The organism is Serratia entomophila, from assembly GCF_021462285.1.
Classification (GTDB): domain Bacteria; phylum Pseudomonadota; class Gammaproteobacteria; order Enterobacterales; family Enterobacteriaceae; genus Serratia; species Serratia entomophila.
This window is the reverse complement of record NZ_CP082787.1, coordinates 1,855,648-1,877,522: the sequence shown is the minus strand read 5'-3', so window position 1 is coordinate 1,877,522 and position 21,875 is coordinate 1,855,648. Positions and strand designations below refer to the sequence as shown.

Here is a 21,875-nt window from a genome sequence, read left to right as displayed (position 1 = left end):
AGGAATATGGATGACATGCTGCTGGATAAATATCTTGGGGAATACCAATTCTCGGAGCGTCACGCTATTGAAATCAATGCGCCGGCGTTTCAAATCATCGCAGCCGCCGCGGCTTACGATCCCAGACAGGACCCTTTCTTTCGCCGCATGATTGCGCTGCGCGAGCTGCCTTCCCGCCTGCTGCAGCGCCAGACAGCCGCGCCGTCGTTTGGCCAGCAGAACTTCAGCCAGCTTGAGCGAAATGAGCAAGAGTTGGTTTATGGCCTGATCGGGCGTTTCTGGCTGGCGAGTTACGGCCTGGTGGACATTGCCGATGGCCCGGCTTTTCTGGGCTACCGCCAGCCCGGCGTCGCCAAGCTGGCGCTGGGGTATGCCGTGCACCCCAGCAGCGGCGGCAACCGGCTGGTGACGGAAACCCGTATCTTCTGCCCGGATCGCGCCAGCCGGCTGCGTTTTACCCCATACTGGTATGCGATCCGCCTCGTCAGCGGGTTGATACGCCGCCGCATGCTGCGTGCCATCAAAACCGCCTGCGAAAGCGCCCCTGCGGCACAACAGCCGTAATCCACCCGCCCCTGGCTTTCGGAGCATTCCTAGAGAATGATTCTCATTGCGCACCTATTTTTTATTCACGATAAGATATTCTAGACAAGCCATTAACCCCGCCCCCCTGCGGGGCTTTTTTTTATTTTTCGTTCGTCGCCGTGGGGAAAGGCCGCATAAACAGAAAATCGCACGCTTTGCGCTGATGCTGGTTGATCGCGGGAACCAGCCGTTTGAAATGCTCGCTTTGGCAATGTTCATCCAACGCGGCGCGATCCGGCCAACTCTCGACAAAGATAAAGTGCCCGGGATCTTTTTCATCGATAAACAACTCATAGGAAACACAGCGCGGTTCTTCGCGGGTCTTTTCCACCAGCTCCCGGTACAGCGGCATCACCGTTTCAATATGTTCCGGCTTGATAAAATCTTCAGCAATCACTTTCAGCATGGTTCCTTCCTCTTTTTTATGGCCCTGGCACCTACCATAACCGCTGGTGCGCAGAGGTGAAAGCCAGGCTGAACGGAATATGATTTAGCCGTTATTGAACCTGCGGATGGGACACTGGTGTCAAACCCCCTGTCTGAAGGCGCCTTAATGGGTGAATTAACGCAGATTATTGCCAAATACGGCCCGCATCCCGAGCTTCTGTTGCTGATTATCTTCCTGTTCTCATTGGGCAAGTCGGTGATCGTCGTTTCCTCCGTGCTGCCCCCGGCCTCCGTCACGCTGCTGATGGGGATCCTGGCGAGCAAGCATGCGTTGCCCGCCGGCCACCTCTGGGCCGCCATTACCCTGGGCGCTGCGTTGGGTTCCCTGTTGTCGTTCCACTGCGGCGCGCTGTTATGCCGCAACAAACCTATGGCATGGCTGCCGGCCCGGTTTCATGAGCCGCTGCGCAAGGCGCAGCTGGCCCTGCAGCAAAAAGGCATGCCGCTGCTGTTCGCCTCACGCTTTTTGGCGGTACTGCGTTACACGGTACCCCTGGTGGCCGGCATGCTTGCGCTGCCGCGCAAACAGGTTTATCTCACTACAACGCTTTCGGCCGCCCTCTGGGCAGTAGCGCTGCTGGCCGTGGCCCATCTGCTTCCTTCGTTTTGACCTGAAAGATTCTTGGGCGGGCAGCGGCGCTCAAGCGCCTGCATGCGGAAAATTGCGCTGAGGATGGTCGTACAGGGTTCTAACCTGGGCCACATTGATTAAGAGCCGCATTATTTATCAATAATATCATTACATTACTGAATAAAGCAGTGCTGGCACGCCCCATAATTCAAAAAGTTTAAAAACCCTATCAACAGAGGTAAAAACATCCCTGTGTCAAGTTTGTCCCACCATCAGCAACCATTACTCCACGATCATCCCTGGAGTTCCCCCCAGTGAACAGCATCACAATCGCCGACAGGCAATGAAAATAACGCCATACTTCTGGTTGAAAAATAGGGCTCGATATTTTGAGTTGCAGATGGCGTTTTGTGTACACCTCAGACAGCCAGTGGGTGTCCGAGGTGTGGAAGTGTAAATTATCTCTCTTTCTCAATTAAAATGCGCATGTTAACCCCCTGAGTTCCATATATTCCAAAAGCCATTATATTCGAGAGAGAACTCCAAATAGCTCTCAGGTTTAAAATCACTGATTGCTAGTGGCCTGCTTCGCTGGTAATCCTCATATAGTCGCATGAGAGAAGTAGCCCCCGCAACAGCCAAAAATTGTTTTGGCTGCCTTGTTTCGCCAACAATATTATTGCTACCTATTTGATATACTGTATTTGTTCGTATTCCAACGATATCAGCCTGCAACACCGTGAGCTCAATAAAGTCCGTACCGAAATTGGCGGTATCATTAGGCACTGGAATGTACGCAACATTCATATCACCGGATAACGTGGCAGCATTAGACGGTATTTTAACCCTCATATAAACTTTAACTCGGCCGCCCTCATAAACTATCGAGGTAACAAAATTTGCAACCTTAGTAGTTATTCCGTTCTGTGTATGCCGGAGCACTACATCACTAAGATTTTCAAACACCCGACGGCGGAAGAGGTGCGTAATATCAAGATCGCTGCGGTCCCAAGTCGTTGGCTGTGATTCAAATCGACCAATTGCCAACGACTCAATTTCAACATAAGTCCCGGTAGAGTCGTATGAGCTGATTTTACGAATAGCATTGGCTGTTTGGATTCCGCCATTCGATATAGAAATATCAGCGTTATTTTTAGGCACCAATTGAAGCCATGTGCGACCATTGGAGATTAATGCTATTTCAGACGGATTTCTGTTTTTTGTTCCTTGGTAAGTAACTCTACCTACGCCGAACACCCCCTCAGATACTCCCCACGGTAAGTCCGCACGATCTTTATTATACGGATCCCTACCAGACTTATAGAAGTTATTAGCATCGGACCACGGCTGTGATGGATCTAAGAAGCCTGTATTTTCTGAATACACATCACGAATTTCTCCGTAATAATCCCCTCCCTGCATCACTGGCCCCATGAAAGGAACACGTGAGCACCCCCACGTTTTTGCAGATTTAATGAGAAAGTTACAGTTCCCACGGCCATAGCGAGAGAAATTCACTAAAGCCCTGTGTGCAATGCCGCGAAATTTATTAGCAGTTAAGTCCGAACTGGCGGAGGAACCATTAGTTCCATTTGTTAACCGCCCTCCGGCACTATATTTCTTGCTGTAAGACTCTTTGAAGAAGTAGGTATTGAAAAAGTTGTCGACTTCAAGATGCTTATCCCCAAATGGTTGGCCGGAATACGAAGCTATAATTTTATCGAAGGTAACGAAATCGGCCCAACCAAGGGAATACACATCAGTTCCAGCCACATAAGGAGGAACCCAAACGCCCCCTGCCGTTGTGTTATTTCGCTGAGTCCACCATCCGCCAATCACAATACCCGAGTAGCAGTTTTCTACGGATGTTGTACCATGGAATGTGATGTTATCGGCGCCTAGTGCTAAGAATGGCATAGCACAACCATTAAATCTCACATTGCTAAAACTTGATTCTCTGAATAGAATACCGTCCGCAATCACACCAATAAAAAAATTGGCAATATGAATATTATGCAAGCCGACGTTATCAATATATTCTGTCATTCGTGAATTGTTAGGAGTGCGAAATACAATGCCTACAGCCTGGTTTTTATCAATAGGGCTAGTGTGGCGTGACCAAGGACCGCTGATAGTGGTGTTGTAATTACCCTTAGCCCTTAGCTGCACATTAGAAGAGATATCCAAAATCACGGACAGGTTCTCCTTCACGGGATCCTCATCAATCTTCGTATCCCCCGTCATTCCTGGGGCGGCGGTCGCATCGTCGTGCGGTGTGGTAAATTTCGTTTCGCCCGCCGACAGCAATCGATACTCCCCTTCGCCGAGGTTGACAACCCCACCGCCGTTGGCGTGGACGTAACCAATGGCCGCACGAAAAGCCGGGGCGCTGTCAAAATCAGGGTCTTCAGAAATGGTTTTGGCGCCAAATTGACGAACATCGACGGTGAGAATATTGTTCACCGTCGTTTGGCCACTCCCCACAACTTTCGCACCGTACTCAGAACTCACGGCTAAATAACTGACTTCAGTCCAGGCCGTAGGACCAAAGCCACCGGATGTTTCCGGTGTCGCCCCCACGGGGACAACTTTAGGAAGAGCCCCTTTCCAGATAAAATACTCATTACTTTTGTTTAGATATAATGCCTGGGCCGATAAAGTTATAGTAAAACCATTCTCGAAAGAATTGACGGGGATATAACCCGCTCGCGTAATTGCTGTTTCATAAGCTGGATCACTAGCCATTTCATACTCCTTTAGGTAAATGATTATAAAATTCGCCAAAGCAATTAATACTAGTCATCAGATATTAAACTTTCCATGATGTTTTATTTTTTCGGATTCGCGCCAGCAGAAAAATAATAAATTAAAAACCGATGATGAAGTTTTTCCCACAAAAATCAGCTATTAGCTTATCGTGTTATTAATATAAATATCTGGGCAGGTTGTTATAGATACAGGATTCAAAAAAAATAGATGGACCCACAACCCTGCTTATGTAGTGAAGAAAGCGTATAAGGCTCCAAATACGGCCAGAAAGCCGGCGAGAAAACGAACTGGCATTCGCGGCCCTGGTAGCCGAACCGGGAGATACGCCTGAATGAGCCAGCTGATTCATCAAACTTTTCATTATGAATTTTGCAGGACAAGCCGGGTAAACCACAGCACAAAGACACTGCTAATACGCTTAGCTTGAGCCAGATCACCTTTCTGAACATCCATTAAAAAACACCGAAATTTTTACTGAGCGCGCGCCCAAAATGCCGCAGAGGCAATGGCGTCAACGCAAAAACGGGGTCTAACATGCTGATTTGGCTGGCGGGTGGTACAGGGTTCGAAGCTGTGCCCCATTGATTAAGCACCGGCTGCCCTACCCGCTGAGTTCACGACCCAGCGGCTTAAATTATTCTCTTCTGCACCGGCGGCTTCAAACGCTTACACTCATTACTTTTTTTCATGCGAAATTATCAACCCTCTGTTTAATCAACAAGATAAGCCGCATTAGGTCTGTTAATCTGCCTTTTTGAAGAGTAATCTTCCGCTCCCTGAACGTCCGATTTACCTCCGCTGTGTAAAGAACAATCGACTTTTATCCCTCGCATAAATGTTGTAAACATGTTGCACAAAGGTGGCGTTATTGCACTACCTTACTAAAGCCGGAATAGCCGGATAAACGTATAAAAAAGAGCCACTTCAGAGCTCACTATTTCACCAATGACAGGTAAAACAGGACATCATCAGATGGTAGATCATTCTAAAATAGCGACCGACGCCGCGCCCGCGTCAGAAGATCATCTACGGCGAAACCTAACCAACCGGCATATTCAGCTGATCGCCATCGGCGGCGCCATCGGCACGGGTCTGTTTATGGGCTCCGGCAAAACCATCAGCCTGGCTGGCCCTTCCATCATCTTCGTGTACATGATCATCGGCTTTATGCTGTTCTTCGTGATGCGCGCCATGGGTGAGCTGCTGCTGTCCAATCTGGAATACAAATCCTTCAGCGACTTCGCGGCGGATCTGCTTGGCCCCTGGGCCGGGTTCTTTACCGGTTGGACTTATTGGTTCTGTTGGGTGGTGACCGGCATCGCCGACGTGGTGGCGATCACCGCCTACGCGCAGTTCTGGTTCCCCGAGCTGTCGCAATGGATCGCCTCGCTGCTGTGCGTATTGCTGCTGCTCGGCCTGAACCTGGCCACGGTGAAGATGTTCGGCGAGATGGAGTTTTGGTTTGCCATGATCAAGATCGTCGCCATTGTCGGGCTGATCGTCGCCGGGCTGGTGATGATCGCCATGCAGTTCCAGTCGCCGTCGGGCACCGTTGCTTCGTTCACGCATCTGTGGAATGACGGCGGCATGTTCCCGAAAGGCATCAGCGGCTTCTTCGCCGGCTTCCAGATCGCGGTGTTCGCCTTCGTTGGCATCGAGCTGGTGGGCACCACCGCGGCGGAAACCAAAGATCCGGAAAAAGTGCTGCCGCGCGCCATTAACTCGATTCCCATCCGCATCATCATGTTCTACGTGTTCGCGCTGATCGTCATCATGTCGGTGACGCCGTGGAGCTCGGTGGTGGCGGACAAGAGCCCGTTCGTTGAGCTGTTCGTGCTGATCGGCCTGCCGGCGGCGGCCAGCGTGATCAATTTCGTGGTGCTGACCTCGGCCGCCTCTTCCGCCAACAGCGGGGTGTTCTCCACCAGCCGCATGCTGTTCGGCCTGGCGCAGGAAGGTGATGCGCCAAAATCCTTCGCCAACCTCTCCAAGCGCGCGGTGCCGGCCAACGGCCTGACCTTCTCCTGCATCTGCCTGCTGGGCGGCGTGGTGTTGATTTACCTGATCCCGAACGTGATGACGGTATTTACGCTGGTCACCACCGTCTCGGCGATCCTGTTCATGTTCGTCTGGACCATCATCCTGTGTTCCTATCTGGTTTACCGCAAACAGCGCCCGGCGCTGCACCAGAAATCAATTTACAAGATGCCGGCCGGCAAACTGATGTGCTGGGTATGCATGGCGTTCTTCGCCTTTGTGCTGGTGCTGCTGACGCTGCGTGAAGATACCCGCCAGGCGCTGATCGTCACGCCGCTGTGGTTCGTGGTGCTTGGCCTGTCCTATCTGTTCCTGCGCAAGAAAAAAACCGCATAACGCTTCAGGGGGCGGGCAACCGCCCCCCCTTTATTCAGGCAGCCTAACGCGGCCGGATCCCATCGATAATCACCCGCTGCACGTTCTCCACCGTTTGCTGGAAAAAGGCGTCGTCGGCCAACGTCTTGCCGGTCACCGCCTCCACCTGCACCCAAAAATCCGCATAGTGCTGGGTGGTGGCCCACAGCATGAAGATCAGATGGTGCGGCTCCACTGCGGCAATGTGGCCTTCCGCGACCCAACGCTCAATAATGGCGGATTTTTCGTCCACCAGCGCCTTCAGCCCCCCCTGCAACTCGCGCTTCAGCAACGGCGCCCCCTGGATCATTTCCAGGCAGAACAGCCGCGAGGCCTGGGGATGATGGCGCGACACGTCCAGCTTCAGGCGAATGTAGTCGCGGATCGCCTGCAGCGGCTCCTGATCGGCGCGCAGCGCTTTCAACGGCGCCAGCCAAACCTCAAGAATGCCCTTTAACACCGCCACATACAGCTCTTCTTTTGACGGGAAGTAGTACAGCAGATTGGTCTTGGAAACGTCCGCGCGTTCCGCCACCTGATCCAGGCTGGTGCCGTGAATGCCGTACAGCGAGAAAAACTCCAGCGCCGCATCCATGATGGTGCTGCGTTTGGCGGCGACCGCGCGTGAACGGCGCGTTGGCGGTTTGGCGTCTGATGGCTTCACTGCATCTCCCTGTAATGACCGAATTCGACAGCCAGCATAGCAAAGCCCGGCGTGAAACCCACGCTTTTGCCTGCCCCTCCGGCAGAGAAACTGCACCTTTTGCGCGCAGCATCGCCTGTTTATTGTGCAACCATTTTTGACCAAATGGTCTGTTTTGGACCATCCGCTCCGGCGTAAAATCACCAAATCGAAGCAAACACCTGATAAATAATCCGTTTTTAAAACTGGCACCGGGTTTGCAATACCTTCACCAGCGCCGCGCAATTCGGAACCCGCAGGAAGCACTCAAGCAGCGCCAAAAACCATCCCTTAGCAGACCCGAGGTGTTCACATGAAAATTGGCGTATTTATCCCGATCGGCAACAACGGTTGGCTGATTTCCAGCTCCGCGCCGCAGTACCAGCCGACGTTCGAACTGAACAAAACCATCGTGCAGCGGGCGGAGCACTATAACCTCGACTTTGCCCTGTCGATGATCAAGCTGCGCGGCTTCGGCGGCAAAACAGAATTCTGGGACCACAACCTGGAGTCTTTCACGCTGATGGCGGGGCTGGCGGCGGTGACCTCACGCATCAAGATCTACGCCACCGCCGCCACGCTGACCATGCCGCCGGCGATAGTGGCGCGCATGGCGTCCACCATCGACTCCATTTCCAACGGCCGGTTTGGCCTGAACGTAGTGACCGGCTGGCAAAAGCCGGAGTACGAGCAAATGGGCATGTGGCCAGGCGATGAGTATTTCAGCCGCCGCTACGACTACCTGGCGGAATACGTTCGGGTGCTGCGCGATCTGTGGGGCAGCGGCAAGTCCGATTTCAAGGGGGAATTCTTCCAGATGAACGACTGCCGCGTCAGCCCGCAGCCGCAGGCCGACATCAAGGTGATCTGCGCCGGCCAGAGCGATGCCGGCATGGCGTTCTCGGCCAAATACGCCGACTACAACTTCTGCTTCGGTAAAGGGGTCAACACCCCGGCCGCCTTCGCGCCCACCGCAGCGAGGCTGAAGGCCGCCGCCGACGCCGAAGGCCGTCGCGTCGCCTGCTACGTACTGTTCATGATAGTCGCCGACGAAACCGATGAAGCCGCCCGCGCCAAATGGGAAAGCTACAAGGCCGGCGCAGATACCGAAGCCCTGGCCTGGCTGACCGAGCAAAGCGGCAAAGACACCCGCTCCGGGGCGGATACCAACGTGCGGCAAATGGCCGATCCCACCTCCGCGGTGAACATCAATATGGGCACGCTGGTCGGTTCTTACGCCAACGTGGCGCGCATGATGGACGAGATCGCCGCCGTGCCCGGCACCGAGGGCGTCCTGCTGACCTTCGACGATTTCATCAAGGGTATGGAAGATTTTGGCGAGCGCATCCAGCCGCTGATGAAAAGCCGCGCCGACGTCTGCCCGCAAACCGCAGCCAAACGCGAGGTGGCCTGATGAAACCAGTAGATAGTCAGCCGGTGGTGCGCCGCGGCGCACCGGACGCCGCACCCGCCGTCACCCTGGCCGCACGCCCGGAAGCCATCGCGTTTGCGCCGCAGGAAACGGCGTTGATCGTGGTCGATATGCAAAATGCCTATGCCTCGCAGGGCGGCTACCTCGATCTCGCCGGCTTCGACGTCTCGGCCACCGCGCCGGTGATCGCCAATATCAAACGCGCCATCCGCGCCGCGCGCGCCGCCGGCATCCGGGTGATATTTTTTCAAAACGGCTGGGACAATCAGTACGTCGAAGCCGGTGGCCAGGGCTCTCCCAACTGGCATAAATCCAACGCGCTGAAAACCATGCGCCGCCGCCCGGAGCTGATGGGCAAGCTGTTGGCCAAAGGCGGCTGGGACTACCAGCTGGTGGATGAACTGCAGCCCCAGCCGGGCGATATCGTGCTGCCGAAACCGCGCTACAGCGGCTTCTTCAATACTCAGCTCGACAGCCTGCTGCGCTGCTACGGCATTCACCATCTGGTGTTTACCGGCATCGCCACCAACGTCTGCGTCGAGTCCACGCTGCGCGACGGCTTCTTCCTGGAATATTTCGGCGTAGTGCTGGCCGACGCCACCCACCAGGCTGGGCCGGCGTTCGCGCAACAGGCGGCGCTGTACAACATCGAGACCTTCTTCGGTTGGGTGTCGGACGTCGACAGCTTCTGCGCCGCGCTCAGCCAATCGGCTTAACCCCTTTCATATCGGGAGCAACGCTATGCCGAAAACCATCATCACGCCGCCGGGCAGCGGCAAACCGCTGGCGCCCTTCGTCCCCGGCACCCTGGCCGACGGCGTGGTTTACGTCTCGGGCACGCTGGCGTTCGATCGGGACAATAACGTCGTGCACGTCGGCGACGCCGCGGCGCAAACCCGTCACGTGCTGGAAATCATCAAAAGCGTGATCGAAACCGCCGGCGGCAGTATGGACGACGTGACCTTCAATTCGATATTCCTGACCGACTGGCAACACTACGCCGCCATCAACCAGGTGTATGCGGAATATTTCCCCGGCGATAAACCGGCGCGTTACTGCATCCAGTGCGGCCTGGTGAAACCGGACGCGCTGATTGAGATAGCCACCGTAGCCCATATCGGGCGCTGAGCAGGAGCCGCCGATGCACGTAGAAATTTTGGGTCAAGACAGCCCGCAGGCCCCAACGCTGCTGCTCTCCGCCGGGTTGGGCGGCGCCGGTAGCTTCTGGCAGCCGCAGCTGGCGGCGCTGGGCGAACATTTTCGCGTAGTGATGTATGACCACAGGGGCACCGCCCGCAGCCAGGAAGAGCTGCCGGAAGGCTACGGCATGGCCGACATGGCCGATGACGTCCTGCAGTTGCTGGACAAACTGGAGATTGCCCGCTGCCATTTCGTCGGCCATGCCCTCGGCGGCCTGATCGGCCTGCAGCTGGCGCTTACCCACCCGCAGCGGGTGGAAAAGCTGGTGGTGGTCAACGGCTGGGCTGCGCTGGACAGCCAAACCCGGCGCTGCTTCAGGGTGCGGCAAGATCTGCTGCTCAACAGCGGCGTCGAGGCCTATGTGCGCGCCCAGCCGCTGTTTCTGTTCCCCGCTGATTGGCTTTCGGCTCATGAGGCGTTGCTGGACGAAGAGCTGCGCCATCAGGTGACGCATTTCCAGGGTACGGAAAATCTGCTGCGCCGCCTGCGGGCGCTGATGAACGCTGATTTCCGCCCGCATCTGGCGGACATCGCCACGCCGACGCTGGCGCTGTGTGCGCGCGACGATCTGCTGGTGCCTTACCCCTGCTCGCAGCAGCTGGCGCAAGCCCTGCCGTTTGGCGAGCTGGCGCAGATGAATTACGGCGGCCATGCGATGAGCGCCACCGATCCCGAAAACTTTAACCGCATGCTGCTCGGCTGGCTGTTACCGCCGCAGAGCCGATAGCCCACAGGAGGATCATCATGCAGTCATCCGCTCTGTTTGCCGGCACCCCCTCATTGCCGCCAGGCGTGGAAAAACAGGACTTTCGCGATGCCATGGCTCGCCTGGGCGCGGCGGTCAACATCATCACCACCGACGGCCCCGCCGGCCGTGCGGGCTTTACCGCCTCGGCGGTGTGCAGCGTCACCGATACGCCGCCGACGCTGCTGGTGTGTCTGAACCGTTCCGCTTCGGTGTACGCCATGTTCAAACAAAATCAAACGCTGTGCGTCAATACGCTGGCGGCCGAACACGAATCGCTGTCCAACCTGTTCGGCGGCAAAACCCCGATGGACCTGCGTTTTTCCGCCGCACGCTGGTCGACGCTGGCCACCGGTTCACCGCTGTTGCACGGCGCCCTGGCCTCGTTCGACTGCCGGATCGAACAGATCGTCAGCGTCGGCACTCACGACATTCTGTTCTGTCGGGTGGTGGCGCTGGCATGCAGCGAAAGCGGCCACGGGCTGGCCTATTTCGACCGCCGCTACCACCCGCTGCGGCGGGCAGACGCGCAATAATTCCCTCACACTGGAGATGACGATGGCGAATACCTGGTTTCCTCAATGGCGCGTCAGGCAAGGCAGTCTGGACGGTACGGTGGTCGCCCCCGATGAGCGGCTGCCGCTCGGGCAAACCCTCATCATGGGGCTGCAGCACGCGGTGGCGATGTTTGGCTCCACCGTGTTGATGCCGTTGCTGATGGGCTTCGACGCCAATGTGGCGATATTGATGTCCGGCATCGGCACCCTGCTGTTCTTTCTGGTGGTGGGCGGTCGCGTGCCGAGTTATCTCGGCTCCAGCGCGGCCTTCGTCGGATTGGTGATCGGCCTGACCGGCTACGGCGGGTCGGGCGCCAACCCCAATATCGCACTGGCGTTGGGCGGCATCGTCGCCTGCGGCCTGGTCTATCTGCTGATCGGGCTGGTGGTGATGCGCGTCGGCACGCGCTGGATCGAACGCTTGATGCCGCCGGCGGTGACCGGGGCGGTTGTGATGGCCATCGGTCTGAACCTGGCGCCGATTGCGGTGCGCAGCGTCTCGGCCTCGCCGTTCGACAGTTGGATGGCGGTGGTGACTATCCTGTGCATCGGCTCGGCGGCGGTGTTCACCCGTGGGCTGGTGCAGCGGTTGCTGATCCTGGTTGGGCTGATCGCCGCCTACCTGATTTACCTGGCGGCGGCCAACGGCATGGGGCTGGGCAAACCGGTCGATTATGCCCTGCTGAGCCAGGCGGCCTGGTTCGGCCTGCCGCAGTTCACCGCCCCCGTCTTCGACCTGCACGCCATGCTATTGATCGCACCGGCGGCGATTATTCTGGTGGCGGAAAACCTTGGCCATGTGAAGGCGGTGGCGAGCATGACCGGGCGGGATCTCGATCCCTACATCGGCCGCGCCTTTGTCGGCGACGGGCTGGCGACCCTGCTGTCCGGCTCGGTGGGCGGCACCGGCGTCACCACCTATGCGGAAAATATCGGCGTGATGGCGGTCACCAAGGTTTATTCGACCCTGGTGTTTGTCGCCGCGGCGGCCGCCGCCATCCTGCTGGGCTTCTCGCCGAAGTTCGGCGCGCTGATCCACACCATTCCCGGGCCGGTGCTGGGCGGCGCATCCGTCGTGGTGTTCGGCCTGATTGCCGTCGCCGGCGCGCGCATCTGGGTGCAAAACAAGGTGGATCTGAGCGACAACGGCAACCTGATCATGGTGGCGGTGACGCTGGTGCTGGGCGCCGGTGATTTTGCATTGACCATCGGCAACTTCACCATGGGCGGTATCGGCACCGCTACCTTCGGCGCCATTATCCTCAATGCGCTGTTGCGTAATCGCCGGCTGATGCCGTTGGCGGAAAACCCAACCTCCTGAATCAAATGCGGCCCGGCCAGCCGGGCCTATTCCGCCTCCACCGCCGCCGCTTTTCCTTTTCGACGCACCCGCAGTTCGCTCACCACCACCCCCACCACGATCAACGCGCCCCCCAACAGCGCCACGCCCGGCAGACGTTCGCCGGCGATGCGCCCCACGATGCCGGCCCACACCGGTTCACCGGCGTAAATCACCGTCGCGCGCGTGGGCGACACGCTGCGCTGCGCCCAGTTCATGGTCAGTTGGATCATCGCGCTGGCCAGGCCCAGGCCGATGGCGCTGTACAGCAGCTGGTCCGAATAGGCCGCCGGCGATTCACCGGTGGGCGCCATCATCAGGAAAGAAGCCAGCGAGGCGGTCGCCAACTGCACGATGGTCACCCGCCGGATATTGACCTTGCCGGCGTAGGCGCCGATCAAAATAATCTCCGCGGCCATGCCCAGCGTGCCGACCAGCGTCAGAATTTCACCGAGGCTCAGCGTCATGTCCGCACTGCTCGGCGCCGCCAGCAGCATCAGGCCGGTGAAGGCCAGCAAAATGCCGATCCAGGACATAATGCCGGGGAAACGCCCCAGCACCAGCCACTGCAGCAAAGGTACGATCGGCACGTACATGGCGGTGATAAACGCCGACTGGCTGCTGGTGATGGTTTGCAACCCCATGGTTTGCAGGCCGTAACCGTACATGATAGACACGCCGATCAGCATGCCGGCCTTCAGTTCGTACCAGGTCAGGCCGCGCAGCACGCGCAGGGAAAATAGCGTCAGCACCAGGGTGGCGGCGGCGAAACGCAGCCCGACGAAAAAGAACGGCCCGCTGACCTGCATCGCATGTTGCACCGCCAAAAAGGTGCCGCCCCAGATCATGGTAATGAAGATCAACACCGCTTCCTGCGGCTTAATGACGGAAATTAAGGATTTTTTTACTGCTGACACCGGCTTGCCCTTCCTGCTGGGTGCAATATAATGCACAGATCCTGCCAGTATGAGATAAAGCCTACCAATGAGCAATATGGCGCATAACGCGAAAAACGATCCCCCCAAGGTGCTGCAATACCTCAGCAGCAACCTGCGCGGCTATCGCCTGCAGGCCGGATTCAGCCAGATGGCGCTGGCCGAACGTTCCGGCGTCAGCCGCCGCATGCTGGCGGGCATCGAGGCCGGCGATCGCAACGTTAGCCTGGCGGTGTTGGACAAGCTCGCCGCCGCCCTGAATCTCTCCTTCACCGATCTGGTGCAGGCGCCGGACGCGCGCGGCAACCACCTGGTCGGCGAATTGGCCTGGCAAGGCGCTCAGCCGGCCAGCCAGGCGCTGTTTGTCGCCAGCGTGCCGGCACATCAGCGGGTGGAGCTGTGGCAATGGACGCTGATGCCGGGCGAGCATTACGATTCAGCGCCCGACGCCGCAGGCTGGCGTGAAATCATTTACGTCATTGCAGGCACCCTGACGCTGGTGCTGGAACAGCACACCCTGACGCTGGCGGCCGGTGAAACCCAGGTGTTCAACAGCGATCAACAATACGCCTACGCCAACCGCGGCGACCAGCCGCTGCTTTTTATCCGCAACGTCACCTTCTGAATCGACCCCGCGTTGTTGCACTGTACCCGGCGTTTTCAGCCGCAAGTGCAAAACTCAGGCGCCCGCAGTAAGCCGCAGCCATTCCGCCAGCCGGGCCAGGCTGCTGCCCGGCCGAATTTCCTGCTGCGTCAGCAAACAGTAACCGCTGCCGTCCGGGATAAAGCCAAAGGGGGCGCTCAGCACGCCGGCGGCCAGATCGTCGCGCACCTGCTGCCACGGGCCGATGGCCACGCCTATCCCGGCCACCGCCGCCTGCAGGCTGAAATAAAAATGGTCGAAGCGCTGCTCCGGCCGTCCCTCGAGCGCGACGCCCTGCGCCTGGGCCCATTGCCGCCAGGCGTCAGGGCGCGTAGCGGCATGCAGCAGCACGGCATCTTCCCGCAACCGTTGCAAACCTGCGGTTTGCGATAGCCATCGCGGCTGCGTCTCCGGCTTGCACACCGGCCCCACCAGTTCATCGAACAGCATCAGGCTGTGTACCTGCTCGCCCCACTCAAAATCATTACGTCGAATCGCCGCCGTGATGCCGTCGTGAAAAGAAAACGGCCCGCCGCCCGCCACCAGCTGCAGGTTGATCTCCGGATGCGCCTGTTGAAACGCCGGCAAACGCGGGATCAGCCAGCGCATCAGCAGCGTCGGCTCACAAGAGAGCACCAACGGCGCATCCTGGGCCTGCCGGCGCAGCTCCTGCGCGGCACTTTCCAAAACGCCGAACGCCTGCTGCGCGGCCTGCAGCAACTTACGCCCAGCCGCAGTGAGATACACGCGCCGGTGCCGGCGTTCAAACAACACGCAACCCAGCTCCTCTTCCAGCGCCCGCACCGCCCGGCTGACGGCGCCGTGGGTCAGGCTCAGGCTATGCGCCGCCTGGGTGAAGCTTTCCAGCCGCGCCGCGGCTTCAAAACAGCGCAGCCCGCCAAGCGGCAAGGGCCGGTCGTTTTTACGTGAGTTTTTCTCACCGATATGGTCAGTTTTCATCGTTTGTCACCGTCGGTCATTACCCTTATAAATCAGTCACTCTTTGCTGATTCTCTGACAGGATAACTATGACCGAACTCATCGCCGTCGTCACCATCACTTTACTCGCCGTCATCAGCCCGGGCCCGGATTTCGCCATGGTGTCGCGCAACAGCCTGCTGCTTTCCCGCCGCGCAGGCGTGCTGACCGCCTGCGGCATCGGCGCCGGCGTGTTAATCCACGTAAGCTACACCCTGATCGGCGTCGGGGTGTTGATCCAGCAATCCCTGTGGTTGTTCAACCTCATTAAAGGGCTTGGCGCCGCCTACCTGATTTATCTCGGCGTAAAGCTGCTGCGCAATGCCGCCACGCACGACGTTAGCCCCGGTGCGCCGCAAGCTGCGCTCAGCGATCTTGCCGCGCTGAAAACCGGCTTTCTGACCAATGTGCTGAACCCGAAAACCACCATTTTTATCGTCAGCCTGTTTATGCAGGTGGTCGCCCCGCATACGCCGCTCGGCGTGCAGCTGGGTTACGGGCTATTTATCGCCGCGGTGCACGTGCTGTGGTTCGGCGCCGTTGCGTTGCTGTTTTCAGCGCCGGGCGTCAACGCCCGTTTTCTGCGCCTGCGCAAAGGCATCGATCGCGCATTCGGTGGCCTGCTGATCGCCTTTGGGGCGCTGCTGGCGCTGGCCGGCATCAAATAAGGCACGGGGAAGCAGGCCACCGGGCTGAAAATTCAAGCCGTTCTCGCACGTTAACCGCCATCCGGGCCCTGCATTCGCACGGCCCCATCTTGTTGCCGACCCGCCGCAAGGTTAAAATGCCGCTCGCCCCGCCACGCCCCCTCTGGTGGCCTGGGTCCGAATTCGTTCAGCCCGTCCTCAGCGGCATGTGCCCTGAGGACGGGCGTTCTGTTTTTTGCGCATAGCGAAGGGAAATAAGTCAGTGTCTAAAGATTTTGATGAACTAATAAGAGACATGGATCTTATTATTGAAAATGTAGACAGTTTCAAGGCTATGGCCCCGCGCGCACCCGAGCCGGCACCGCCGCCGCCGGTTCATCACTACGACTCGTTCTGCGAGAACATTGCGCTGAAAGTGGTATTGAAGGTGCTGCTGTCTTCGGTGGATAAAATCGTCAAGGTGCAGATAGCCAACAAGGTCGAACAGGAAATCGCCCTGATAGAACAGCAGGTGATGCGCGCCGGCGGCGGCCCGGTATCGCCGGACGATCTGGCGCAAATGACCCAGTACGTGCGCCGTACCGTCAATAACCTGCTGGAGTGACCCCGCCGTAGCCTCATCCTGCGGCTACGGGCTGTACCAGGGCTGACACATTAACAACATGAATGTGTTGCATTGTTGTATTCATTTCACTGCGATAAGTTTATTTCACTGTATATAAATACAGTATTTTAACTTATTGAGGATATGAATATGCGCTTTAACAAGATGTTGGCCCTGGCCGCCCTGCTGTTTGCCGCACAGGCGTCGGCCGAAACGCTCGAATCTATCGACAACTGCGCCGTAGGCTGCCCAACCGGCGGCAGCAGCAATGTGTCCATCGTTCGCCATGCCTATACGTTGAACAATAACAGCACCACCAAGTTCGCCAACTGGGTGGCCTATCACATCACCAAGGAGACGCCGGCCAGCGGCAAAAACCGCAACTGGAAAACCGATCCGGCGCTCAATCCCGCCGATACCCTGGCGCCTGCCGACTACACCGGCGCCAATGCGGCGCTGAAGGTCGACCGCGGCCACCAGGCGCCGCTGGCCTCGCTGGCGGGCGTTTCCGACTGGGAGTCGCTGAATTACCTGTCCAACATCACGCCGCAGAAGTCCGATCTGAACCAGGGCTCCTGGGCGCGGCTGGAAGATCAGGAACGCAAGCTGATTGACCGCGCCGACGTCAGCTCGGTGTATACCGTCACCGGGCCGCTGTTCGAACGCGATATGGGCAAGCTGCCGGGCACCCAAAAGCCGCATACCATCCCCAGCGCCTACTGGAAGATTATTTTCATCAATAACAGCCCGGCGGTGAACCACTACGCGGCCTTCCTGTTCGATCAGGACACGCCGAAGGGTGCCGACTTCTGCCAGTATCGCGTGACGGTGAGCGAGATTGAAAAGCGCACCGGGCTGATCGTCTGGGCCGGTCTGCCGGAAGACGTGCAGGCGGCGCTGAAAAGCAAGCCAGGCGTGCTGCCTGAGCTGATGGGCTGCAAGAATTAACCCAACAAAAACCCGCCGAGGCGGGTTTTTTTATCTCTGCGGCAAAGCAAATTACGGCGTGCGATCCCCTGCCGCCAACGCCAGCTCGCGCGGCGACGCCACCGCATGATCGCGCGCCAGCAGCGTGTAGACCGTCGGCAGCACGAACAGCGTGAACAGCGTCCCCACCAACATGCCGGATACAATCACCAGCCCCAGACCAAAACGGCTGTTGGCGCCGGCGCCGCTGGCGAACAGCAGCGGTATCAGACCGAACACCATCGCCGCCGTAGTCATCAGCACCGGGCGCAGACGGATCTGCGCCGCCTGCAGAATGGCGGCGCGTCGCGGCAGCCCCTGATGCATCTGCAGCTCATTGGCGAATTCGACCATCAAAATGCCGTGCTTGCTGATCAGGCCAATCAGCGTCACCAATCCCACCTGGGTATAGATGTTCATGGTGGCGTAACCCAGCGCCAGCGGCAGCAGCGCGCCGCAGATCGACAGCGGTACGGTAATCAGGATAATCAGCGGATCCCTCAGGCTCTCGTACTGCGCAGCCAGCACCAGATAGATGATCACCAGCGCGGCCATAAAGGCGAACGCCAGCGCATTGCCCTCCTGGGTATACTGGCGCGAATCACCCTGCCAGTCGTAGCTGAAACCGGCCGGCAGCGCATCGGCCTGGCGTTCGAGGAAGGCCACCGCGTCCCCCATGGAGACACCCGGCGCCGGGATCGCTTGCAGCGTGGCGGCGTTCTGCTGATTAAACTGGGTCAGCTTGTTCGGTTCTACCCGGACCGACACCTGCACCAGGGTAGACAGCGGCACCAATGTATTGTCCTGGGTGCGAACGTACTGCCGCGCCAGCGCCTCCGGCGTCAGCCGCTGTTCGCGCAGGCTCTGCGGGATCACATCGTAAGCGCGGCCGTCCATGCCGAAGCGGTTGAGGTAGTTCTCTCCCACCAATACCGCCAGCGATTCACCGATATCGCTCATGCGGATCCCCAGGCTGCTGGCCTTGGCCCGATCGATGCGCACTTCCGCCACCGGATTGTTGTAATCCAGATCGCTGTCCACCACCATAAACAGGCCGCTGTTGCGCGCACTTTGTTTCAGCTCCTCCATGGTGCGGTACAGCAGCGGGTATTCCTGCGGGCTGCGCAACACCATCTGCACCGGCAGGCCGCCGGTCGAGCCCGGCAAGGCCGGCAGCTGGAAGGCGAAAATGCTGGTGCCCTCTACGTCATTCACCGCCTGCTGCAGATCGGCCTGCACCGCCGTCGCCGAACGGTGACGCGCTTCCCACAGCGTCAGGTTGATACCGCCGATGCTGGATGCGGTGCCGTCGCTGCCGTTGATGATCCAGCGGTTCTCGGTTTCCGGTAACCGTGCATAAACCTGATCCAGCTTGTAGGCGAAGCGTTCCACATAGTTCAGGTTGGCGTGCTGCGGCGCCTTGATGGCGGTAAGCACTATCGCCTGATCTTCGGTCGGCGCCAATTCGCGCTGCGGCAGTTGATACAGCAGCGGCAGGCTGACCAACACCAACAGCGCCAGCCCGCCCGTCAGCCAACGGTGATGCAGAGAGAAATCCAGCGCCCGCGCATAGCGCCGCGTCAACCCGCCGAAGAACCACTCGGCGGCGCGCGCCACCCGCCCCTCGGTCTGTTTGGCCGGCAACAGGAAGGAGCTCATTACCGGCGACAGCGTCAGCGCCACCACGCCGGAAACCACCACCGCGCCGGCCAGCGTCAGAGCGAACTCGCGGAACAGCGCGCCGGTCAACCCGCCCATCAGGCCGATCGGCGCATACACCGCCGCCAACGTCAGCGTCATGGCGATCACCGGCCCCGCCACTTCGCGCGCGCCGATCATCGCCGCCACCAGCGGCGACTTGCCCTCTTCAATATGGCGATGCACGTTCTCCACCACCACAATGGCATCATCCACCACCAGTCCGATCGCCAACACCATCGCCAGCAGCGTCAGCAAATTGACGCTGAAGCCGAAGGCCAGCATCAATCCCGCCGCCCCCAAGATGGAAAGCGGAATGGTCACCACTGGGATCAAAACGGTGCGCAGCGATCCCAGGCACAGGTAGATCACCGCCACCACTATCGCCAATGCTTCCAGCAGGGTATGCACCACCTCGTCGATCGACGCCTGAATAAAACGCGCGGTCTCAAACGCCAGCGCCATTTTGACCCCGGGCGGCTGCATCTTGTTGATCGCCGGCATCAACTTTTTAATGCCGTCGACGATCACCAGCGGATTGCCGGTGGGCGTAGGGAATATGCCGAGGAATACCGCCGGCTGCCCGTCCATCAGCGCGCTGGTTTCGGTGGCCGCCGCTCCCAGCTCCACCGTGCCCACGTCCTTCAGGCGCACCAGGCCGTTGCCGTCGTTGCGCACCACCAAATCGCGAAACTCCTCCACGCTGGTGAGATCGGTATTCACCCGCACGTTGGATACCACATACAGCCCCTTCACCTTGCCCGGCGCCGCCTGGTAGTTATTGCGCCGCACCGCGTCGGCCACGTCGGCGGCGGTCAGGCCGCGCCCCGCAAGGCGATCGCTGTCCAGCCACAGGCGCATCGCCATCTTCTGCCCGCCGAACACCTCGACCTTGGCCACGCCGTCGATGGTGGTGAACATCGGTTCCACCACCCGCGTCAGGTACTCGCTTAACGCCGGCGTCGGCAGCGTATCGCTGGAAAAGCCGACGTAGGCCACCGCCGTGGCCTCGCCGGAGGAGCGTTCGATCACCGGGTCGTAAGCCTGCTCCGGCAGCTTGTAGCGCACCTGGTTGACCTTGGCCATCACCTCGGTCAGCGCCTGGTTGGAGTCGCGGTTCAGCGCCATGCGCACCGTCACCACGCTGCGCCCCTGCACCGACGAGGAGGACAGATAGTCGATACCCTCGATGGACGAGACCGACTGAGCGATAGGCTGCGTCACAAACCCTTGCATCAGCTCCGATGAAGCGCCGGGATATTCTGTGGTCACGCTGATGGTAGAGCTTTCCAGCAGCGGGTATTGGCGGATCGGCAGCTTGCTGAGCGCCAGGCAGCCGAACAGCAGGATCAACGTGCTGACCACCAGCGCCAGCACCGGCCGGCGCACAAAAAGATCGGTGAACTTCATCATTTATCTCCCGATGAACCGGCGGGTGCGGCGCTCAGGGTATCCTGCGCCACCGGTTCGGCCGCCATGCCGTCGCTGAGCTTGAGCTGGCCGGAGGTCACCACGCGATCGCCCTCGCGCAGCCCGCGGAGGATCTCGACTCGCCCGTCGTTGCGTTCACCCACGGTGACCGAAACGCGTTTTACCGTCATGCCTTTGCCATTCTGCTGCGCCAGGAAAACGGTATCGCCATAGGCGGTGTAGGTCAGCGCCGTTTCCGGTACCGTCAACACCGACACGCTCTGGCGCTGGGTGACGCGGATACCGGCGTACATGCCGGCCTTCAGCGCGCCGTCCGGGTTGGCCAACGTCGCCTGCACCTGCACGGTGCGCGATTTGTCGATCAGCGGGTCGATTGCGGTAATCGCGGCGGGAAAGGCGCGATCCGGGTAAGCGGCGACCTGAACCGCCACCGCCTGCCCCAGGGCCAGCCCGGCGCTGGTTTGTTCGTCCAGCGAGAAGTTGACGCGCAGCGTGCCGGCATCCACCAGGTTCACCACCGTCTCGGCGGCGTTGAGGTATTGCCCCTCATGCACGCGGCGAATGCCTATTGCGCCGGAAAAAGGCGCGCGAATGGCTTTTTGCGCGATTTTCGCCTGCATCTGCCGCACGTCGCCCAGCGCCATATCACGCTGAGCCTGGGCGTCATCCAGTTGCTGTTGCGCCGTGGCGTTGAGATTCATCAGCTTGCGCATTCTGGCGTGCAGCAGCTCGGCGTTGCGCAGCTGCGCCTGCAGGCGCAGCAGTTCCGCCTGCTCAACCGCATCATTCAGCTGCACCAACAGTTGCCCTTCCTTAACCTGCTGCCCGGACTCGAACAGGATCCGCGTCACCCGCCCGCCAACTTCCGCCGCGACGTCTACCTGCCGCGCAGCCTCCAGCGCGCCCACGCCGGCAAAGCTGCGCGCGCGTTGCTCGCGCTGCGCCGGCGCCAACGCCACTTTCACCGGCGGATAGGCTGCGCCTTTATCCTGCTGCCCGGTGGAGCGCATCGCCAGAACGGCTATCGCCATCGCCGCCAGCAGCAGCACAACAATGATTGCGCGTTTCATTGTGCGCCCCCGCCGGCGGTGCCGGTAAACGGCGCCAGATGCGCGCCAAGTGGCGCTTTCGCCTTTTTTTCGGTCATGTACTTCATAACGCTTTCTTCCTGATTTCGCGGCCAAATTCATCTTTCATCCCACCAGGGCGGGAACAGAGGTCGTTTTTATACCGGTTGCCAAACCCGGCCGCCTGA

General features: G+C 59.0%; 20 protein-coding genes. 13 read left to right on the top strand and 7 right to left on the bottom strand.

Annotation, left to right across the window (positions count from 1 at the left end; all coding sequences use genetic code 11):
* The first annotated feature begins 15 nt into the window (after positions 1-15).
* On the top strand, positions 16-564 hold the full coding sequence (locus KHA73_RS09130; protein ID WP_234590432.1) for a hypothetical protein: 549 nt from the start codon (positions 16-18) through the stop codon (positions 562-564).
* Positions 565-685: 121 nt separating this feature from the next.
* On the opposite strand, the gene KHA73_RS09125 is transcribed toward KHA73_RS09130, so the two are convergent.
* Positions 686-991 (bottom strand): putative quinol monooxygenase, encoded by a 306-nt coding sequence (locus tag KHA73_RS09125; RefSeq protein WP_234590431.1) that lies wholly within the window; start codon positions 989-991, stop codon positions 686-688.
* Between the two features lie 147 nt (positions 992-1,138).
* Here KHA73_RS09125 and KHA73_RS09120 point away from each other — a divergent pair, with 147 nt between their 5' ends.
* Complete coding sequence (locus KHA73_RS09120; RefSeq protein ID WP_234590429.1) at positions 1,139-1,642, top strand: DedA family protein; 504 nt, start codon at positions 1,139-1,141, stop codon at positions 1,640-1,642.
* A gap of 450 nt (positions 1,643-2,092) precedes the next feature.
* Here the strand turns inward: KHA73_RS09120 and KHA73_RS09115 are convergent, their stop codons facing one another.
* On the bottom strand, positions 2,093-4,348 hold the full coding sequence (locus KHA73_RS09115; RefSeq protein WP_234590428.1) for a tail fiber/spike domain-containing protein: 2,256 nt from the start codon (positions 4,346-4,348) through the stop codon (positions 2,093-2,095).
* Between the two features lie 996 nt (positions 4,349-5,344).
* On the opposite strand from KHA73_RS09115, the gene cycA reads away from it, so the two are divergent.
* Positions 5,345-6,745, top strand: a complete 1,401-nt coding sequence (cycA, locus tag KHA73_RS09110) for a D-serine/D-alanine/glycine transporter (protein ID WP_234590427.1) — start codon at positions 5,345-5,347, stop codon at positions 6,743-6,745.
* Positions 6,746-6,788: 43 nt separating this feature from the next.
* Here the strand turns inward: cycA and rutR are convergent, their stop codons facing one another.
* Positions 6,789-7,427: an HTH-type transcriptional regulator RutR gene (gene rutR, locus KHA73_RS09105; RefSeq protein WP_234590426.1), complete on the bottom strand. Its 639-nt coding sequence runs from the start codon at positions 7,425-7,427 to the stop codon at positions 6,789-6,791.
* A 331-nt stretch (positions 7,428-7,758) separates the two neighbouring features.
* Here rutR and rutA point away from each other — a divergent pair, with 331 nt between their 5' ends.
* The 6 genes from rutA to rutG are packed head-to-tail and all read left to right on the top strand — an operon-like array spanning position 7,759 to position 12,700.
* Entirely contained in the window at positions 7,759-8,859 is a 1,101-nt protein-coding gene (rutA, locus tag KHA73_RS09100) for a pyrimidine utilization protein A (RefSeq protein WP_234590425.1), read from the top strand.
* Positions 8,859-9,593 carry a pyrimidine utilization protein B gene (gene rutB / locus KHA73_RS09095; RefSeq protein ID WP_234590424.1) on the top strand — a complete coding sequence of 245 codons (735 nt, stop codon included), beginning with the start codon at positions 8,859-8,861 and terminating at the stop codon, positions 9,591-9,593. The genes rutA and rutB overlap by 1 nt, the downstream gene beginning before the upstream one ends.
* A gap of 25 nt (positions 9,594-9,618) precedes the next feature.
* Positions 9,619-10,005, top strand: coding sequence for a pyrimidine utilization protein C (rutC, locus tag KHA73_RS09090; protein ID WP_234590423.1), 387 nt, complete (start codon positions 9,619-9,621; stop codon positions 10,003-10,005).
* Between the two features lie 13 nt (positions 10,006-10,018).
* Positions 10,019-10,804 carry a pyrimidine utilization protein D gene (rutD, locus tag KHA73_RS09085; RefSeq protein ID WP_234590422.1) on the top strand — a complete coding sequence of 262 codons (786 nt, stop codon included), beginning with the start codon at positions 10,019-10,021 and terminating at the stop codon, positions 10,802-10,804.
* A 17-nt stretch (positions 10,805-10,821) separates the two neighbouring features.
* On the top strand, positions 10,822-11,358 hold the full coding sequence (gene rutF, locus KHA73_RS09080) for an NADH-dependent FMN reductase RutF (RefSeq protein WP_234590421.1): 537 nt from the start codon (positions 10,822-10,824) through the stop codon (positions 11,356-11,358).
* Positions 11,359-11,380: 22 nt separating this feature from the next.
* Positions 11,381-12,700 carry a pyrimidine utilization transport protein G gene (gene rutG, locus KHA73_RS09075; protein ID WP_234590420.1) on the top strand — a complete coding sequence of 440 codons (1,320 nt, stop codon included), beginning with the start codon at positions 11,381-11,383 and terminating at the stop codon, positions 12,698-12,700.
* A gap of 26 nt (positions 12,701-12,726) precedes the next feature.
* On the opposite strand, the gene KHA73_RS09070 is transcribed toward rutG, so the two are convergent.
* Positions 12,727-13,635, bottom strand: coding sequence for a DMT family transporter (locus KHA73_RS09070; protein ID WP_234590419.1), 909 nt, complete (start codon positions 13,633-13,635; stop codon positions 12,727-12,729).
* Between the two features lie 67 nt (positions 13,636-13,702).
* On the opposite strand from KHA73_RS09070, the gene KHA73_RS09065 reads away from it, so the two are divergent.
* Positions 13,703-14,278: a helix-turn-helix domain-containing protein gene (locus KHA73_RS09065; RefSeq protein WP_234590418.1), complete on the top strand. Its 576-nt coding sequence runs from the start codon at positions 13,703-13,705 to the stop codon at positions 14,276-14,278.
* Positions 14,279-14,332: 54 nt separating this feature from the next.
* Here KHA73_RS09065 and KHA73_RS09060 read toward each other — a convergent pair whose 3' ends face one another.
* The gene (locus KHA73_RS09060; RefSeq protein ID WP_234590416.1) at positions 14,333-15,256 is read right to left on the bottom strand and encodes a LysR family transcriptional regulator; all 924 of its coding nucleotides are present in this window, start codon (positions 15,254-15,256) and stop codon (positions 14,333-14,335) included.
* A gap of 68 nt (positions 15,257-15,324) precedes the next feature.
* Between KHA73_RS09060 and KHA73_RS09055 the strand changes: the two genes are divergently transcribed.
* The 3 genes from KHA73_RS09055 to KHA73_RS09045 all read left to right on the top strand — a co-directional run bounded on the left by KHA73_RS09055 (position 15,325) and on the right by KHA73_RS09045 (position 17,473).
* Entirely contained in the window at positions 15,325-15,942 is a 618-nt protein-coding gene (locus tag KHA73_RS09055) for a LysE family transporter (protein WP_234590414.1), read from the top strand.
* A 274-nt stretch (positions 15,943-16,216) separates the two neighbouring features.
* Complete coding sequence (locus tag KHA73_RS09050; RefSeq protein ID WP_234590413.1) at positions 16,217-16,525, top strand: hypothetical protein; 309 nt, start codon at positions 16,217-16,219, stop codon at positions 16,523-16,525.
* A 150-nt stretch (positions 16,526-16,675) separates the two neighbouring features.
* Positions 16,676-17,473: a DNA/RNA non-specific endonuclease gene (locus KHA73_RS09045; protein WP_234590411.1), complete on the top strand. Its 798-nt coding sequence runs from the start codon at positions 16,676-16,678 to the stop codon at positions 17,471-17,473.
* A gap of 51 nt (positions 17,474-17,524) precedes the next feature.
* Here the strand turns inward: KHA73_RS09045 and KHA73_RS09040 are convergent, their stop codons facing one another.
* Together KHA73_RS09040 and KHA73_RS09035 are read right to left on the bottom strand one after the other, a co-directional pair.
* Positions 17,525-20,599 carry a MexW/MexI family multidrug efflux RND transporter permease subunit gene (locus KHA73_RS09040; protein WP_234591229.1) on the bottom strand — a complete coding sequence of 1,025 codons (3,075 nt, stop codon included), beginning with the start codon at positions 20,597-20,599 and terminating at the stop codon, positions 17,525-17,527.
* Positions 20,599-21,690 carry an efflux RND transporter periplasmic adaptor subunit gene (locus KHA73_RS09035; protein WP_234590409.1) on the bottom strand — a complete coding sequence of 364 codons (1,092 nt, stop codon included), beginning with the start codon at positions 21,688-21,690 and terminating at the stop codon, positions 20,599-20,601. The genes KHA73_RS09040 and KHA73_RS09035 overlap by 1 nt, the downstream gene beginning before the upstream one ends.
* Positions 21,691-21,875 lie beyond the last annotated feature (185 nt).